Raw genomic sequence first — 15,396 nt, forward strand, 5'->3', positions numbered from 1 at the left:
ACAGGGAACAGCGTGGCTATAGGGCATCCGGTGGTGCCCGGACAACAACGCCCCGGCTTCGGCAAGGCTGCGTCCGATCGCTCGTCTTGACCCGCGCCGCCGCCGGTCCTACCCCCAACATCCTATCCGGAGACCCGAATGCCCCGTTTGATCCTGCTGCGTCACGGCCAGAGCCAGTGGAACCTCGACAATCGGTTCACCGGCTGGGTCGACGTCGATCTGACGGCCGAGGGCGAGGCCCAGGCGCGGCGTGCGGGCGAACAGATCGCCGCGGCGGGTTTCCGGCCCGCGGTCATGTTCACCTCGGTGCTGAAGCGGGCGACGCGGACGGGCGCGCTGGCGCTCGACGCGGCCGGCCTGCGCGACGTGCCGGTGGTCAACGACTGGCGGCTGAACGAACGCCACTACGGCGGCCTCACCGGCCTGGACAAGGCCGAGACGGCGGCGAAGCATGGCGAGGACCAGGTGAAGATCTGGCGGCGCAGCTACGACATTCCGCCCCCGCCGCTGGTTCCGGGCGGCGAATGGGATTTCGCCGGCGATCCGCGCTACGCGGGCCAGGCCATCCCCGACACCGAAAGCCTCAAGACCACGCTGGACCGGGTCCTTCCCTACTGGGACGAGGCCATCGCGCCGCGTCTCAAAGCCGGTGAGGATGTTCTCATCGCCGCCCACGGCAACTCCCTGCGCGCCATCGTCAAACATCTGTTCGGCGTGCCCGACGACCGGATCGTCGGGGTCGAAATCCCGACCGGCAATCCACTGGAGATCGACCTCGACGCCGCGCTCAGGCCCGTCGCCGCCCGCTATCTGGACGCGGCGCGCGCGACGGAACTGCCGCCCCTGGGAGCCGGCGCGTGAGCACGCCGCAGCAGGCCTCCGACGATATCCGGTTCATGGGCCGGGCCATCGCCCTGGCCAAGGACCGCATGGGCCAGACCTGGCCCAATCCGGCGGTCGGGTGCGTGATCGTCAAGGACGGGGAGATCCTTTCCGAGGCCGCCACCGCGCCGGGCGGCCGTCCGCATGCCGAGGAACAGGCCGCGCCGGCCGCCGGCGACCGGGCCCGCGGCGCGACGGCCTATGTGACCATGGAGCCCTGCGGCGCGCGGTCCTCGGGCCGTACCTCCTGCTCCCATTTCCTGATGGACGCCGGCGTCAGCCGCGTTGTCGTCGCCGCGGTCGACCCCTCGCCCTTCGCCTCGGGCCGCGGCGTGGAACGGTTGAAGAAGGCCGGTCTTCAGGTCGAGACCGGTCTGCTCGCCCCGGAGGCGGCGGTCCTCTACGAGGGCTATCTGCACAGGGTTGAGACTGGCCGGCCGATGGTCCGGATCAGCGCCGACGGGGCCGGCTTCGACGCCCGCTTCGCAGCCTCGGCCAAGGCCGACCTGGCCACCGAACTGAAGCGCCTCGGGGAGGCCGGCTACACCCGCGTCTGGGTCAGTCCCGGCGAACTGGCCGACGCCCTGGCCGAACAGGGCCTGCTGACGCTCTAGGCTGCGCGGCTGGCTGCGGAAGGGGTTGGCTGGTGATTGGTGGTTGGTGGCTGGCCGACGCCTGCGCGACGGCGCGGTCCGCGCCGCCCTTCTGCCGTCATCGCGGCAACCACCAATCACCAATCACCAATCACCAAACTCCCCCTACACACGCTTCCTTAAGCGGAGGCGTGCCATATCGGGACCATGTCGGGGAACGCCGTCCAACCAGCCGCCAGAAGGCGCATTGAACAATCGGAGCTGGACGCCATCTGCGTCCGGCACGACCGGTTGTGGCAGGCCAAGCCCGGCGGCGCGCGGGCGGTCCTAGCCTGGCTCGACCTCTCCGGCCTTTCGCTCAGGGGCCGCAACCTCGCGGACGCGGACTTCGCCGCGGCCAACCTGATCGGGGCGGACCTCTCCGGCGCCAAGCTGGACAATGCCACCTTCTTCGGCGCGGACATGCAGGACTGCCTGCTGGTCGAGGCCAGCCTGCGTCGGACCGATCTGCGCGGCGCCTGCCTCCGCGGGGCGGACCTGACCGGTGCCGACCTGTTCGAAGCCGATCTGCGCGAAGGCACCATCGCGGCCGCCGACGCCAAACTGGGCTTCAAGATCGTCGAGGCCAAGGTGCGCAGCGACACCCAGGCCAACGGGGCCTGCCTCGCTGGGGCCAATCTGGAACGCTCGAAGCTCACTGGAATCGTGGCCGTGGCGGCGGACTTCTCCGACGCCATCATGAAGGACTGCAAGATGGTCCGGGCCAATCTGAAGCAGGCCAGCTTCCGTGGTGCCGACCTGTCCGGGGCCGACCTCTCGGGCGCGGACCTGTCCGGCGCCGACCTCCGCGATGCGGTCCTTGTCGGCGTCAAGAGCGCCATGTGGCGGACGGACGGAGCCAATATGACCGGCGTCCTGACGGACGAGCGCTCGTCCGGCAGCCCGGTCGGCAAGATGCCGGCCGCGGACATGCTCGCCGAGCACGCCCAGTGGTGCGAGACCGGCGGCGCGGAAGGGCGGCCCTCGGTCTTCGACGGCGTCGACCTGCGGGCCCTGCGGTCGATCCGCGGCTACAATCTGACCGCCCTGTCGGCGCGGGGCGCCGTCTTCTACGGGCTCGATATGGAGGGGGTGCAGCTCCAGGGCGCGCATCTCGAGGATGCGGACCTGCGGTCCGTGAATCTGAAGGGCGCCGACCTCCGCGGGGCCCGGCTGGCGAGGGCACGACTGAACGGCGCCGATCTGCGCGCGGCAAAGCTGGGCCCGTTGATGATCGGGCCCGACCGGCTGCTGCCCGCCGATCTGACCGGGGTTTGCCTGCGCGGAACGGACCTGTCCGGCGCAGACCTCAATCGCGCGATCATGACCGGCGCGGACCTTGGCCGGGCCATTCTGTTCGGTGCCTGCCTGCGCGACGCCGATCTGGGCGATGCGATCACCAAGGGCGCGCGCGGCCTTGAGACCATGGATACCGTCGCATGACCTTTGTCCGTCGATCCTTGTCCCAGGGCGACCTCGATATGTTCATCGCGGCGCATGAACGTCTGGTCGAAGGCCGTCCCGGCGGTCGTCGCCTGATGCTGAAATTCGTCGACCTCAACGGCCTGGACCTGTCGGGCCGCAATCTGGCCGAGGCCGACTTCACCGGCTGCGCGCTGGAAAACGCCCGGCTGGTCGGCGCCCGGATGAACGGGGCCGTCCTGTTCTGCGCCGACCTCAGGGGGGCGGACTTCACCGGTGCCCAGCTGGTAAGGGCGGACCTGCGCGGCGCCTGCCTGCGCGGCGCCAGCCTGATGAACGCCGACCTGACCCGGGCGGACTTCCGCGAGGGCGTCATCGCCGTGCCGCATGCGACCCGGGGTCTGGCGGCGGTCCGGCACGAGACCCGTCAGGGCGTCGCCGACGGCGCGACCTTCGCCGGGGCCACCCTGGACGGCGGCCACCTCGACGGTATCACCGCCATGAAGGCGGATTTCAGCGACTGCTCCATGCGCGGAGCCATGCTGACCAAGGCCAATCTCAAGGAAGCCAATCTGACCGGCGCGATGCTGGAAGATGCGTCCGTTGACGGCTGCAATCTGGAGGGCGCGCGGCTCATGGGGGCGATCCTGACCGGGGTGGCCGTCGAGCGCGCCGACACCAGCCGCGCCGACATGACCGGCGCGCTGCGCAGTCCGAGCTCGGATGCCCGGTCCCGCGCCGAGGGGCTGGCGGAGCGGGCGCTGGACGCCAACGCCTGGGCCGAAAGCGGTGGCGTATTCGGTGAGCCGGCGATCTTCGACGGCGAGGACCTGCGTCCGCTGGGGGACCGGCTGAAGGGTCTGAGACTGCCCGGCCTCAGCGCCAGACAGGCCTGCCTCGCCGGGATGGATCTCCGGGGCGTCGGCCTTCAGGGCGCGGGCCTTGAAGGGTCTGACCTGCGCGGTTGCGATCTGCGCGGGGCGGATCTGCGCGGTGCGCGCCTGAACGGCGTGCTGCTGAACAAGGCCGACCTCCGCGGGGCCAATCTGGGTGCCCTGGCGATCGGCAAGGATCGCTCGATGCCGGTCATTCTGGTCGAGGCCAACCTGCGCTTCGCCCGTCTCGAAGGCGCCGTGCTTGACGGAGTCCGGCTGGACGGTGCCGATCTGTCCGGTGCCCGGATCGACCCCGGTGCCCTGACGGACGAGCAGCGACGCGCCATTGAAGCCAGGGCCGCCATCGCCGCCTGAGACCGCCCATGAAAAAGAGGGCGACGCGAACGCCGCCCCCTTGGCAGGCCGCCTGACGCTCGCCTCGCGGAGGCTCGCGGCTTGAGGCGGACTATGTGGTGACTCAGGCCGCCTTGGCCTTCTTGCCCTCGATCAGCGGCTTGGCCGAGGCCTGGGCGCCGATCTCGATACGGCGCGGCTTGAGCGCCTCGGGCAGTTCGCGGGCCAGTTCGATCGACAGCAGGCCGTCGGCCAGATCCGCACTCTTGACCACGACATAGTCGGCCAGCTGGAACCGGCGCTCGAAGTCGCGTTCGGCGAGGCCGCGGTGCAGATAGGTCCGCCCGGCTCCCGCATCGTCATTGGCGGTCTTGCGGCCGGTGACGGTGAGCAGGTTCTCCTTGACCTCAAGGGTCAGCTCGTCGGGCTTGAAGCCCGCTACAGCGATCTCGATCCGGTAGGCATTCTCGCCCGTGGTCTCGATATTGTAGGGCGGCCAGCCGTTTTCCTGCCGGGTCGCGGCGGCGCTTTCCAGCAGTCCTGCCAGACGGTCGAAGCCGACGGCGGAACGGTACAGCGGGGTGAAATCATAGGTACGCATGGGTCATCCTCCTGGGGATCAGCAAGGTTGAGCCGGTCCCGCGGTTTGATGCCCGGACCGGCGATGGGAGTTCAGTCCGGTCGGCCCGATGATCGGCCCCGTCCGGTCTGGAGGCCCCGAAATCGGCAGCCTCGGATCCGATGTGGGAAGCGCCGCGAAACCGTCAAGGGGCACCTCGTCCGCGCCAATCTGTCGCCCGCCGGCCGTCATGGGTTGCCCCTCGCCCCGGAGGCCTTAGGGTTCGCCGTCCAATTCGTCCGGGAGATCCTCAATGCGCCTGCTCGCCCTCGTTATGACGACCGCCCTGGCCCTGCCGGCCATGGCCGCTGCCCAGACTCTGCCCGCGATGCCGACGCTGGATGAATCCCCGGCCCAGCGCACAGCCCGCCGCGCCGCCATGACGCCGCCCGAGCTGCAGGAAGACACGGCGCTCCAGGCCGCCATCGGTTCGGCCGCCCGCCCGGCCGCCGACGTCGCCCGGGATGCCTATCGCCACCCCTTCGAAACCCTGACCTTCTGGGGCCTGACGCCCGGATCGACGATCGTGGAGATCGAGCCCGGTCGCGGTGGTTGGTGGAGCGCCATCCTGCAGCCCTATGCCGAGGCCACCGGCGGACGCTATGTCGCCGTCAGCCGCCCGCTGGAGAGCATGGGTGTCGAGGACGGGACCGCCGACATGATCGTGGTCGCGCGCGCCTTCCACAATTGGCACCGCTCGAACCCGTCGCGGACCGGCCCCTATCTGGAGGCCTTCTTCAAGGCCCTGAAGCCCGGTGGCGTCCTCGCCGTCGAGCAGCACCGCAGCGTCGACGGCCTGAATCCCGACGTGACCGCCCCGACCGGCTACATGCCGGAGAGCCACATCATCCGCGCCGCCCAGGCCGCCGGCTTCGTGCTGGAGGCCCGCAGCGAACTGAATGCCAATCCGAAGGATGATCACGACCATCCCTACGGCGTCTGGACCCTGCCGCCGGTGCGCACCAGCGCCCCGCGCGCCGGAGTCGCCACGGACCGGCCCACGCCCCTGACCGAGGCAGAGCGGGCCGAGTTTGACGCCATCGGCGAGAGCGACCGCATGACCCTGCGATTCCGCAAGCCGGGCTGATGTTCGGCGATATCCGGAACCGTTTTGACCGGGCCTGGGAACAGGGTTAAGCCCGGCCGTGGAGCGAAATCGGTCTTGTGGACGCAGTTCTCCAAGGCTCAGATTTCGCTCCAGCGTAATTTTGGACCATTTTTTGGATTCAGGTCGATTCGACCTGAAGCAAAACTGGTCCAGCGGCTGGTCCGAAACGTGCAGGGCCGGACTCCAGGGGAACTGGATGATTAATTCGAGACAGGATTGGCGGTTGTCGCTGTCGCGCCGGGGCATGTTGTCCGGCGTTGCGGCCCTGACGCTGACCGGTCTCGCCGCCTGTGGTCGCAAGGAAAAGACGGCTGAACCGCCGCCGACGCCCGACGGTCCGCCGAAGGGGTCGCTGGAGTGGGCGGTCGCCGGTCCCTGGCGGGCGCAGGACAAGGTTCGTGACGCCGCCCGGCATCCGATGGAGACCCTCCGCTTTTTCGGTCTCCAGCCCCGTATGACGGTGGTCGAGTTCTGGCCGGGCAGCGGCTGGTGGACCGAAATTCTCGCCCCCTATCTGGCCGAGGGCGCGGGCAAATACGTCGCCGCCGGGTTCCAGACCGGTCCGGGTGCCGATCCGTCGCAGGTCGCCCTGATGGCGGCCTTCCAGCAGCGGTTCACCAATGATCGCCGCCTCTATGGAGAGATCGAACTCTCGTCCTTCGGACCGACCTCGGGGCCGGTCGTCCTGGCCGGCACGGCCGACATCGCCCTGTTCATGCGCAATATCCACGCGTGGATGGCGGCCGGGATCGCCGAAAAGGCCTTCGCCGACGCCTATGCGGCCCTGCGTCCCGGCGGCGTGCTGGGTATCGAGCAGCACCGGCTCGGGCCTGAAGAGGATCAGGACCCCGCCGCCGCGAACGGATACGTCCAGGAGGCGTTTGTGAAACAGCTGGCGGCCGAAGCGGGCTTTGCCTTCGTCGCCGCCTCTGAAATCAACGCGAATGAAAGGGATACCAAGGATCATCCGTTCGGCGTCGAAACCCTGCCACCCATGGGGCTGACGGCACCGCGCGGTTCGCCGCCGAACCCGACCTTCGACCGATCCAAATACGACGAGATCGGTGAGAGTGACCGCATGACCTTGAGATTCAGGAAGCCAGAGTGAACCGAGCCGCCGCCTATGCCGCCAATGCGCCCCTGATGGGGGTCCCGGGTGCGTCCGCGCCTCCGGGAGGCGTGGGCGAATGGTTCCGCGGTGCCGGCGGCCTGCGCCTGCGCGCGGCCTTCTGGACGCCGTCGACCCTGGTGGCGAAGAAGCCGCGCGGGACCGTGATCGTCAGCCCGGGCCGCACCGAGCCGATCGAGAAATATTTCGAGGTCATCGGCAATTTCCTCGCGCGCGGCTGGTGCGTCCTGGCCCACGACTGGCGGGGTCAGGGCCTGTCCGCCCGCCTGCTGCCGGATCGGCTGAAGGGCCACGCCCGCGCGGTCGAGGAATTCCTCGACGACTACGCCCGCCTGCTGGACACCTGGGAAGGCCGTGCCCCCAAGCCGTGGGTCATGGTCGGTCACTCCATGGGCGGCACCCTGAACCTGATGACGCTCGAAGGCGGTGAGAGCCGGTTCTCCGGTGCCATCCTGTCCAGCCCCATGCTGCGCATCCGCACCGGCAAGCGCTCGATGTGGTCGGTCAAGCTGGCGGTCCGCTGGAACCTGCGTCACGGCAAGGCGGGGGACTATGTCCTCGACGACGCCGATGATCCCTTCGACCACACCTTCGAGAAGGACGCCCTGACGTCCGACGAAAGCCGCTACGAACAGTGGCGGCAGCAGCTCTACGCCTGCCCCCACCTGGCCGTGGGCGGCCCGACCTGGGGCTGGCTGGCCTTCGCCCTGGACGCCGGTGAACGCGTGCTCAAGCCCAAGGCCCTGAAGGCCGTCCGCATTCCGGTCGCCGTGGTTCAGGCGGCCGAGGACGACCGCGTCTGGAAACAGACCAACAAATGGGCCGCCAAACGCCTCGGCCGCGGCCGCTACGTCGAGATCCCGGGCGCCAAGCACGAGATCATCATGGAGGCTGACGACATGCGCGCGGTCTTCCTGGAAGAGTTCGACGCCATGGGTGCCTATGTCTCGCCCGTCGAGGATCTGTCGCCCGCGGCGGTTCCCCCGGCACCCGAACCCGTCCTCCAGTCCGAGCCTGACGAAGCGGCCTGAAGCCCGACACCCCTGATCCCGGCATTCGCCGGCCCTGTCAGCCAGGTGCCGGAATGCCACCGGGCGAGGCTGCTCAAATCCTTGTCGGGGAAGGGGGCGGCGAAGCCGGCTTCCTTCCAGCGCCGCCTTGGCAGCACCCGTTGGCGCCCCGTCGCGCCTTGGGTCCGGATATTGCTGTCGATCAAAGCGAGGCCCCTCCCGCCGGCTATTCTGGCACCAGAGGGAGATCAGACATGAGCCTCAAACAGACGATTGTGATCGCTTCCGGCGGAGACGGCGACAGCCAGGCGCTCGGCCTGGCCGGCAGTCTCGCGAGGCAGCACGGCGGGGCAGTCTCCATTCTGCCGGCCTATCCCGACACCGCAGCCGATATGATCGCCCTGGGCATCACCCTGGGGGCCTCCCTGTCGCGGGAAGCCGTCGAGGAGTTGGTTGCGGCCGAGCATGACCTTCATCTCCGGATTGAGACGGCTGCGCGCGCCGCCGCCGATGCCGCCGATGTCGTGTTCGGCCCCGGCGAGGGAGCCCCACGGATCTCGGTGCTGAGCCGCGGCCTCAGGCCGGGACTGGCCCTGAGCCGTCACGTGGCGATCTCGGATCTTGTCGTCTTTGGCCAGGGCCATCTGGACTGCGGCGTCGGCCCCGACCTGTTCTCGCGGTGCCTGCTCAGCGACCGCGCACCGGTGCTGGTTGCCCGCCACGATGCGGATTCGCTGTCAGGCCCAGCGGCCATCGCATGGGACGGCAGCCCACAGGCCGGACGTGCAGTGAAGGCGGCCCTGCCGCTGCTGGCGATGGCGAGCGAGATCCACGTCATCCAGTGCGTAACCGGTCTCGACCGCGATGCAACCGACCCCGACATTGACTCGCTCAATGCCTATCTGAAGCTCCACGGGGTGGGCGAAGGTGTCTCTGTCCTCGTCGAAGGCCATGACGAGGGGGCGGCGCTGATCGCTGCCGCCCAGGGCCGGTCCGCGACGCTTCTGGTCGCCGGTGCCTGGGGTCATTCCCGCCTCCGCGAGGCGGTCTTCGGGGGGGCCACACGCGCCTTTCTGCGGTGCAAGTCCGGGCCAAACCTGCTGCTGACCCACTGAAATGGGGGAACAGGGTATCGGTCCCGCCGGCGTTCCGGCTCCCCCTCTGGCCATGGCCATGATCGCGCCGCCACCGGGGCCCGATCCCGGTCTTCCGGTGCCGTTGTCGGCCTCGCGCGAGTGGCGCGTCTTCAGAGCCCCGAGGCCAGGCGTCTTTCCGCCTTGTGCAGGACCCGCGACATGACCGTACACCTCACCTTCCACGGTGCCGCCGGGTGCGTCACCGGATCCTGCATGCTTCTCGATACGGGCCGGAGCCGCCTCCTTGTTGATTGCGGCATGTTCCAGGGCCCCAAGACCCTGAAAGCCCTCAACTACGAGCCGTTTCCCTTCGACGCGAGCCGGATCGACGCCGTGCTGCTGACCCATGCGCACATCGATCATTCCGGCCTGCTGCCGAAACTGGTCCGTGCGGGGTTCCGCGGTCGTATCCTCGCTACGCGGGGCACGCGCGACCTCTGCGAAGTCATGCTGGCGGATGCGGCCGGCATCCAGGAGAGCGAGGTCCGCAACCTCAACCGCCGGAATGAGCAGCGCGGTCTCAAGCGGGTGGAGCCGATCTATACGACCTCTGACGTCGAACCGACCTTGCGTCTGTTCGAGACGGTGAAATTCAACAAGGCCCACGAGGTGGTGGCAGGCGTCGAGGCGGTGTGGTGGCCCGCCGGCCATCTGCTGGGCGCCGCCTCGATCGAGGTGCGCATCGGTCACGATGACGATCCTCTGACCCTTCTCTTCTCGGGTGACCTCGGTTCGGGCCGTCAGCCCTTCCTGCCGGTCCCGTCGGGACCGGTCGATGTCGACCACATCATTCTGGAAAGCACCTATGGCGACCGGGAACGGATCGACCTGGAGCTCTCCGCGCGCCGTCGGGCGCTGGCCGTGGAACTGCGCGCCGCCAGGGCCGCCGGCGGTCCCCTGCTGATGCCGACCTTCGCCATCGGCCGCGCGCAGGAATTGATCCTCGATCTTCTCGCCGTCATGGAGGCCGAGCCCGACCTGGCCACGGAAATCTTCCTCGACTCGCCCCTGGCAATTGAAGCGACCGAGGTGTTTCTCCTGCGCGGCTGGAACGCCGATTCAGGTGAAAATCCCTTCGAGCCGCTGCGTACTGCGACGCGGCTGCATCATCTCCGGCGGCCGCAGGAGAGCGATCGCCTCGAGCGGCTGAGCGGCTGGCACATCATCCTCGCCGGCAGCGGCATGTGCGATGCAGGCCGTATCCGGCGTCATCTGAAGCGCCTGCTTTGGCGCAAGGACGTCACGGTTCTGATCACGGGATTCCAGGCGGCCGGCACCCTGGGGCGGCTGCTGGTCGAGGGCCGGACAGCGATCCGGATCCAGGGCGAGGATGTTCATGTCGGTGCCCGCATCCGCAGTCTGGACAACTATTCGGGCCATGGAGATGCGACCGATCTGGTCGACTGGCTGAAAGCCCGGGGAGGCGTCGGAGGAAATGTCCTCCTCGACCATGGCGAGCCCGACGCTCTCGCGACCCTGGCCGCCCGCCTCTCCGGGCTCGGCTACCGGACCGTGACCGCACAGTTTGATCAGACCTATGTCATGACCCGCGAGAAAGCTGAGCCGATCGGCACGGGTCGCGCGCGGCTGTTGCCCGGTCAGGCCACCCGGCCGGACTGGCACAACGACCGGGCGGCCTTCCTCGCCAGCCTGAACACCATCCTGCAGCAATTGCCCGACGACGCCGGGCGACAGAAGCTGATCCGCAGCCTGGAGGCAGCCATAAACACCGCAGCGCCGCCGGGTAGCGCCTGACCGGTGTGTCAGGTCGACGGACGTCCGTCTTCTAGAGGCTGGCCCGCCGCAACGTCACCAGCGCCTGCTCGCGGATTCCGACGTCGCCGACAGCCAGAATCTGGCCGCTGCCGTCCGGTGTCTCGCCGCGCCAGTTGGTGACCGCGCCGCCGGCCGCTTCAATCACGGGAACCAAAGCGGACCAGTCCCAGACCTTCAGCCCGCTTTCGACCACCAGGTCGATCCGGCCCGCGGCCAGCATGGCGTAGGCATAGGCGTCGCAACCCAGCCGGGCCAGCCGGGCGGCGGCGCGCACCTGGGTCCACGCCCCCAGTTCGGCACCGGTGAACAGGTCGGGGTCGGTGGTGGCGATGAGGGCGTCGGTCAGGCGGGGGCAGGGCCGAACGGCCAGCGGCGTCTCGCCTCCGCCCTTGAGCAGACGCGCGCCCGACGGGCCGCCGAGGAAGATTTCATCCAGATACGGCTGGCCGATCACGCCGACGGTCGGCCGGCCTTCGCTGCGCAGGGCGATCAGATTGGTCCAGAGGGGCAGGCCGGCGATGAAGGCGCGGGTGCCGTCGATGGGATCGAGGATCCAGACATGGTCGGCGTCCGGCCGGTCCTCGCCATATTCCTCCCCGATCACGCCGTGATCGGGATAGCGGGCCGCGATCAGGCTGCGGATCGCCGCCTCGGCCTCGCGGTCGGCCTGGGTCACCGGATCGAAGGCACCCGGGCCGCCCTTGTCGGTCTCCTCATACGCGCCGCGGAAATACGGCAGGGAGATGCGGGCGGCCTCGCGGGCCAGGTCGACGGCGAACAGTTCGTACTCGGTCATGACAGGCGGGATACTCACGCCCCGCCTTCATGTCACTTTGTTAGTGGCCTACCGCCTCGCGGCTACTTGAGGCCGGTTGCAGGTCGCGCCGTGCAATGCGCGAGACCGCCCTCAAGTAGCGCGAAGCGCGGTAGGGCAAACATCAGGCCGCGTCGCCTTCGGCGTGCAGAGACTTGGCGAGATCGAGCAGGCGGCGGCGCGGACGCTCACCCAGCTGGTAGTAGGCCTGGATCAGGTCGAGGGTTTCTTTGCGGGAAAACATCTCGCCGCCCTGGTTGGCCGCCTCCTTGCGTTCGATCGCTTCTTCGAGGCCGTCGTAGAAATAGCTGACGGGCGATTCCAGCGCTTCGGCCAGTTGCCACAGGCGCGCGGCCGAGATGCGGTTGGCGCCGCATTCGTATTTCTGGATCTGCTGGAAACGGATCCCGACCTGGGTGGCCAGCTGTTGTTGCGTCAGGCCCAGAAGGCGCCGGCGGCGGCGCAGGCGGCGGCCCAGGTGGAGGTCGATATCGGTGGCCATGGCCCAATTTCCCCTTGTTGGCGCGCTGTCCCGAAGCGGGACGGCTCGCCCTTCAAGTGGCAAGCACCATGCCGCGCTCCCGTGACGGGGGATTGTCAATGAGCGGCGTTTTGCGGCCCGCCGCGCAACCGTTGCCGCATCAGCGCATTACCGCGACAGAGCGATCGCGCTTGGGAATGTCAGGAGAAACACTATGGGCTTGGGAATTATCGGCTGGATAGTCATCGGTATCGTCGCCGGCTGGCTGGCTGAAAAGGTCATGGGCCGGAGCCACGGTCTGGTCACCAATCTGATCGTCGGCGTCATCGGCGCCCTGCTGGGTGGCTGGATCTCCGGCCAGTTCCTCGGCATGGCCGTGGGCGGCTTCAACGTCATGACGCTGCTGGTTGCCTTCCTCGGCGCCTGTCTGCTGCTGTTCCTTCTGGGACTGGTGAAGCGCCGCGCCTGAACGACCATTGCCTGAAACGACGAAGGGCGGCTCCATAAGGAGCCGCCCTTTTTCTTGTCCGCTACGACGGATCAGGCGCCGGGGGCGTCCGGTTCGGCCGTCTGACCTTCGTCAGGTTCCGGCGCGCCCGAGTCATCGGCCGGCGGCAGGGTCGGCGGGGTCGCCGGAGCCATGCCGGTTTCAGCCGGTGGCGTCATCGTGCCGGCTGGCGGCATCGGGGCGGCGGCGGGTTCGGCGACGTCAGCCGCCGGGTCGGTGATCGCCGGAGCAGCGGCGAACTGGGCGGTGGTCCAGCCGACAGCGACGCCTTCGCCGTCCTGACGCACGCCGCCGGCGACGGGCACGCCGCGCAGCTGGCCATCGGTCCCGCGCACGGTCAGCTCCTGGCCGGCTTCGGTATTACGGGCGCCTTCCAGCTGGCCCAGCACGGCACCGTCCGAACCCTTGACGTCGGAGCCGGGCTGAAGGGTCAGGGTCGGCTGTTCAGCAGCCGGCTGGGCGGCCGCAGCGGCCGCGGCCGGAGCGGGTTCCTGGGTCTGCGGGGCCGTGCTGTCCTGTGCGAACGCGGGAGCGGTCATGAGGAACAGGCCGGCGACGCCAGTGAGGAGCGCGGTCTTTCGCATGATATCTGCCTTGTCTACGCGAGCGGGGAGGGCTCGCACCGACAGGGGAACACACGCTGTGGCCGTTTGTTTCGACCGCCCCGAAATGACCTTGGGTCTGCCCGGATTGGCCGATTCAGGCGCGATGCGTGCCACAAGGCCGCGTCGGATCGACAAGGCGAAGCCTTGTGACCGCGGCCCAATGGAAGACTCTTACTCTTCGCGGACGCGCTTCTTGCGGAACGAGGGGTTCAGCACGGCCTTGCGCAGACGGATCGACTTGGGCGTGACCTCGACCAGTTCGTCTTCCTCGATATAGGCGATGGCCTGTTCCAGCGACGGACGGCGCGGCGGCGTCAGTCGAACGGCCTCATCCTTGCCGGCGGCGCGGATGTTGTTCAGCTGCTTGGCCTTCATCGGGTTGACGTCGAGGTCGTCCCAACGGGCGTTCTCGCCGATGATCATGCCCTGGTAGGTCTTCTCGCCGCCGCCCACGAACATGATGCCGCGGTCCTCGAGGTTCCACAGGGCGAAGGCGGCGGTCTCGCCGTCGCCGTTCGAGACCAGCACGCCCTTCAGACGGCCCTCGATGGCACCCTTGTGCGGCTCATAGTGGCTGAACACGCGGTTCAGCACGCCCGAACCGCGCGTGTCGGTCAGGAATTCACCCTGGTAGCCGATCAGCGAGCGCGACGGCGACTTCAGCGTCAGGCGCGTCTTGCCGGCGCCCGACGGGCCCATGTCCTTCAGCTCGGCCTTGCGGGCCGACAGCTTCTCGATGACCACACCGGTGTATTCGTCGTCGACGTCGATGACGACGTCCTCGATCGGCTCCAGACGCTCGCCGTTCTCGCCGGTCTGATAGACCACGCGCGGACGCGAGATCGACAGCTCAAAGCCTTCGCGGCGCATGTTCTCGATCAGCACGCCCAGCTGCAGTTCGCCACGGCCGGCGACCTCGAAGGCGTCCTTGCCGCCCGTCTCGGTGACGCGGATGGCGACGTTGGCCTCGGCTTCCTTCAGCAGGCGGTCACGGATGACGCGCGACTGGACCTTGTCGCCTTCGCGGCCGGCCAGCGGGCTGTCGTTGACCGAGACGGTCATGGAGATGGTCGGCGGATCAATCGGCTGGGCGGGCAGGGCGTCGGTGACTTCCAGCGCGCACAGGGTGTCGGCCACGGTGGCCTTGGACATGCCCGCGATGGCGACGATGTCGCCGGCCTCGGCGCTGTCGACCGGCTGGCGCTTCAGGCCGCGGAAGGCCAGCACCTTGGTGATGCGGCCCTGTTCCAGGATCTTGCCGTCGCGCGACAGGGCCTTGATGGCCATGCCGGGAACGGCCTTGCCGCTCTCGATGCGGCCGGTCAGCAGGCGGCCGAGGAAGGGATCGCTCTCGATCAGCACGTTCAGGATCTGGAACGGCTTTTCGGCGGCCTCAACCTGCTTGGGCGCGGGCACATGTTCGACGATCAGGTCGAACAGCGGGCCGAGGTTGTCGCTCGGCTGGTTCAGGTCCAGCGTCGCCCAGCCGGCGCGGCCCGAGGCGTAGATGTGCGGGAAGTCCAGCTGCTCGTCCGTCGCGCCGATGGCGGCGAACAGGTCGAAGGCGGCGTTGTGGACCTTGTCGGGATCGGCGTGGGCGCGGTCGACCTTGTTGATGCACAGGATCGGACGCAGGCCCATCTTCAGGGCCTTGGTCAGCACGAATTTCGTCTGGGGCATGACGCCCTCTTCGGCATCGACCAGCAGGACGCAGCCGTCCACCATCCCGAGGATGCGCTCAACCTCGCCGCCGAAGTCGGCGTGGCCGGGGGTGTCGATGATGTTGATCCGGGTCTCGCCCGCCTTGCCGTTCCACAGCACGGACGTGCATTTGGCCAGGATGGTGATGCCGCGCTCGCGCTCCTGGTCGTTGGAGTCCATGGCGCGCTCGGTCGTCGCCTCATTGGCTCGGAAGACGCCCGACTGGGCCAGAAGCTGGTCGACCAGCGTGGTCTTGCCGTGGTCGACGTGGGCGATGATGGCGACGTTGCGCAGGTTCATTTGACTATCAGACGTGCAAGGCGGCCGGCCCGGGCGAAAGTTTG

15 protein-coding genes are annotated in these 15,396 nt (G+C 68.5%); 10 read left to right on the forward strand and 5 right to left on the reverse strand.

Features of this window, described 5'->3' with window-relative positions; translation table 11 throughout:
- The first annotated feature begins 138 nt into the window (after positions 1–138).
- From gpmA to KB221_02730, 4 genes are all read left to right on the forward strand, one after another.
- Entirely contained in the window at positions 139–861 is a 723-nt protein-coding gene (gene gpmA / locus KB221_02715) for a 2,3-diphosphoglycerate-dependent phosphoglycerate mutase (protein WIY69943.1), read from the forward strand.
- The gene (locus KB221_02720) at positions 858–1,496 is read left to right on the forward strand and encodes a bifunctional diaminohydroxyphosphoribosylaminopyrimidine deaminase/5-amino-6-(5-phosphoribosylamino)uracil reductase RibD (GenBank protein ID WIY69944.1); all 639 of its coding nucleotides are present in this window, start codon (positions 858–860) and stop codon (positions 1,494–1,496) included. The genes gpmA and KB221_02720 overlap by 4 nt, the downstream gene beginning before the upstream one ends.
- Positions 1,497–1,682: 186 nt before the next feature.
- Complete coding sequence (locus tag KB221_02725) at positions 1,683–2,957, forward strand: pentapeptide repeat-containing protein (GenBank protein WIY69945.1); 1,275 nt, start codon at positions 1,683–1,685, stop codon at positions 2,955–2,957.
- Positions 2,954–4,186 carry a pentapeptide repeat-containing protein gene (locus tag KB221_02730; protein WIY69946.1) on the forward strand — a complete coding sequence of 411 codons (1,233 nt, stop codon included), beginning with the start codon at positions 2,954–2,956 and terminating at the stop codon, positions 4,184–4,186. The genes KB221_02725 and KB221_02730 overlap by 4 nt, the downstream gene beginning before the upstream one ends.
- Positions 4,187–4,289: 103 nt before the next feature.
- On the opposite strand, the gene KB221_02735 is transcribed toward KB221_02730, so the two are convergent.
- Positions 4,290–4,766: an Hsp20 family protein gene (locus KB221_02735; GenBank protein WIY69947.1), complete on the reverse strand. Its 477-nt coding sequence runs from the start codon at positions 4,764–4,766 to the stop codon at positions 4,290–4,292.
- 271 nt (positions 4,767–5,037) lie between these two features.
- On the opposite strand from KB221_02735, the gene KB221_02740 reads away from it, so the two are divergent.
- From KB221_02740 to KB221_02760, 5 genes are all read left to right on the forward strand, one after another.
- The gene (locus KB221_02740) at positions 5,038–5,871 is read left to right on the forward strand and encodes a methyltransferase (protein WIY69948.1); all 834 of its coding nucleotides are present in this window, start codon (positions 5,038–5,040) and stop codon (positions 5,869–5,871) included.
- 265 nt (positions 5,872–6,136) lie between these two features.
- The gene (locus KB221_02745) at positions 6,137–7,000 is read left to right on the forward strand and encodes a methyltransferase (protein ID WIY69949.1); all 864 of its coding nucleotides are present in this window, start codon (positions 6,137–6,139) and stop codon (positions 6,998–7,000) included.
- A complete protein-coding gene (locus KB221_02750) occupies positions 6,997–8,052 on the forward strand; it encodes an alpha/beta hydrolase (GenBank protein WIY69950.1) in 1,056 nt (351 codons plus the stop codon). Before KB221_02745 ends, KB221_02750 begins: the two co-directional genes overlap by 4 nt.
- A gap of 233 nt (positions 8,053–8,285) precedes the next feature.
- Positions 8,286–9,146 carry a universal stress protein gene (locus tag KB221_02755; GenBank protein ID WIY69951.1) on the forward strand — a complete coding sequence of 287 codons (861 nt, stop codon included), beginning with the start codon at positions 8,286–8,288 and terminating at the stop codon, positions 9,144–9,146.
- 180 nt (positions 9,147–9,326) lie between these two features.
- Positions 9,327–10,922: an MBL fold metallo-hydrolase gene (locus KB221_02760; protein WIY69952.1), complete on the forward strand. Its 1,596-nt coding sequence runs from the start codon at positions 9,327–9,329 to the stop codon at positions 10,920–10,922.
- A gap of 31 nt (positions 10,923–10,953) precedes the next feature.
- On the opposite strand, the gene hisN is transcribed toward KB221_02760, so the two are convergent.
- On the reverse strand, positions 10,954–11,739 hold the full coding sequence (gene hisN / locus KB221_02765) for a histidinol-phosphatase (GenBank protein ID WIY70855.1): 786 nt from the start codon (positions 11,737–11,739) through the stop codon (positions 10,954–10,956).
- A 142-nt stretch (positions 11,740–11,881) separates the two neighbouring features.
- Positions 11,882–12,259, reverse strand: a complete 378-nt coding sequence (locus tag KB221_02770; GenBank protein ID WIY69953.1) for a helix-turn-helix transcriptional regulator — start codon at positions 12,257–12,259, stop codon at positions 11,882–11,884.
- A gap of 193 nt (positions 12,260–12,452) precedes the next feature.
- Here KB221_02770 and KB221_02775 point away from each other — a divergent pair, with 193 nt between their 5' ends.
- A complete protein-coding gene (locus tag KB221_02775) occupies positions 12,453–12,707 on the forward strand; it encodes a GlsB/YeaQ/YmgE family stress response membrane protein (GenBank protein ID WIY69954.1) in 255 nt (84 codons plus the stop codon).
- Positions 12,708–12,778: 71 nt separating this feature from the next.
- Here KB221_02775 and KB221_02780 read toward each other — a convergent pair whose 3' ends face one another.
- On the reverse strand, positions 12,779–13,285 hold the full coding sequence (locus KB221_02780) for a superoxide dismutase (GenBank protein WIY69955.1): 507 nt from the start codon (positions 13,283–13,285) through the stop codon (positions 12,779–12,781).
- A 237-nt stretch (positions 13,286–13,522) separates the two neighbouring features.
- The gene (gene typA, locus KB221_02785) at positions 13,523–15,352 is read right to left on the reverse strand and encodes a translational GTPase TypA (protein ID WIY69956.1); all 1,830 of its coding nucleotides are present in this window, start codon (positions 15,350–15,352) and stop codon (positions 13,523–13,525) included.
- Positions 15,353–15,396: the final 44 nt, after the last annotated feature.

The sequence above is a fragment of the Aquidulcibacter paucihalophilus genome (assembly GCA_030285985.1).
Lineage (GTDB): Bacteria > Pseudomonadota > Alphaproteobacteria > Caulobacterales > Caulobacteraceae > Brevundimonas.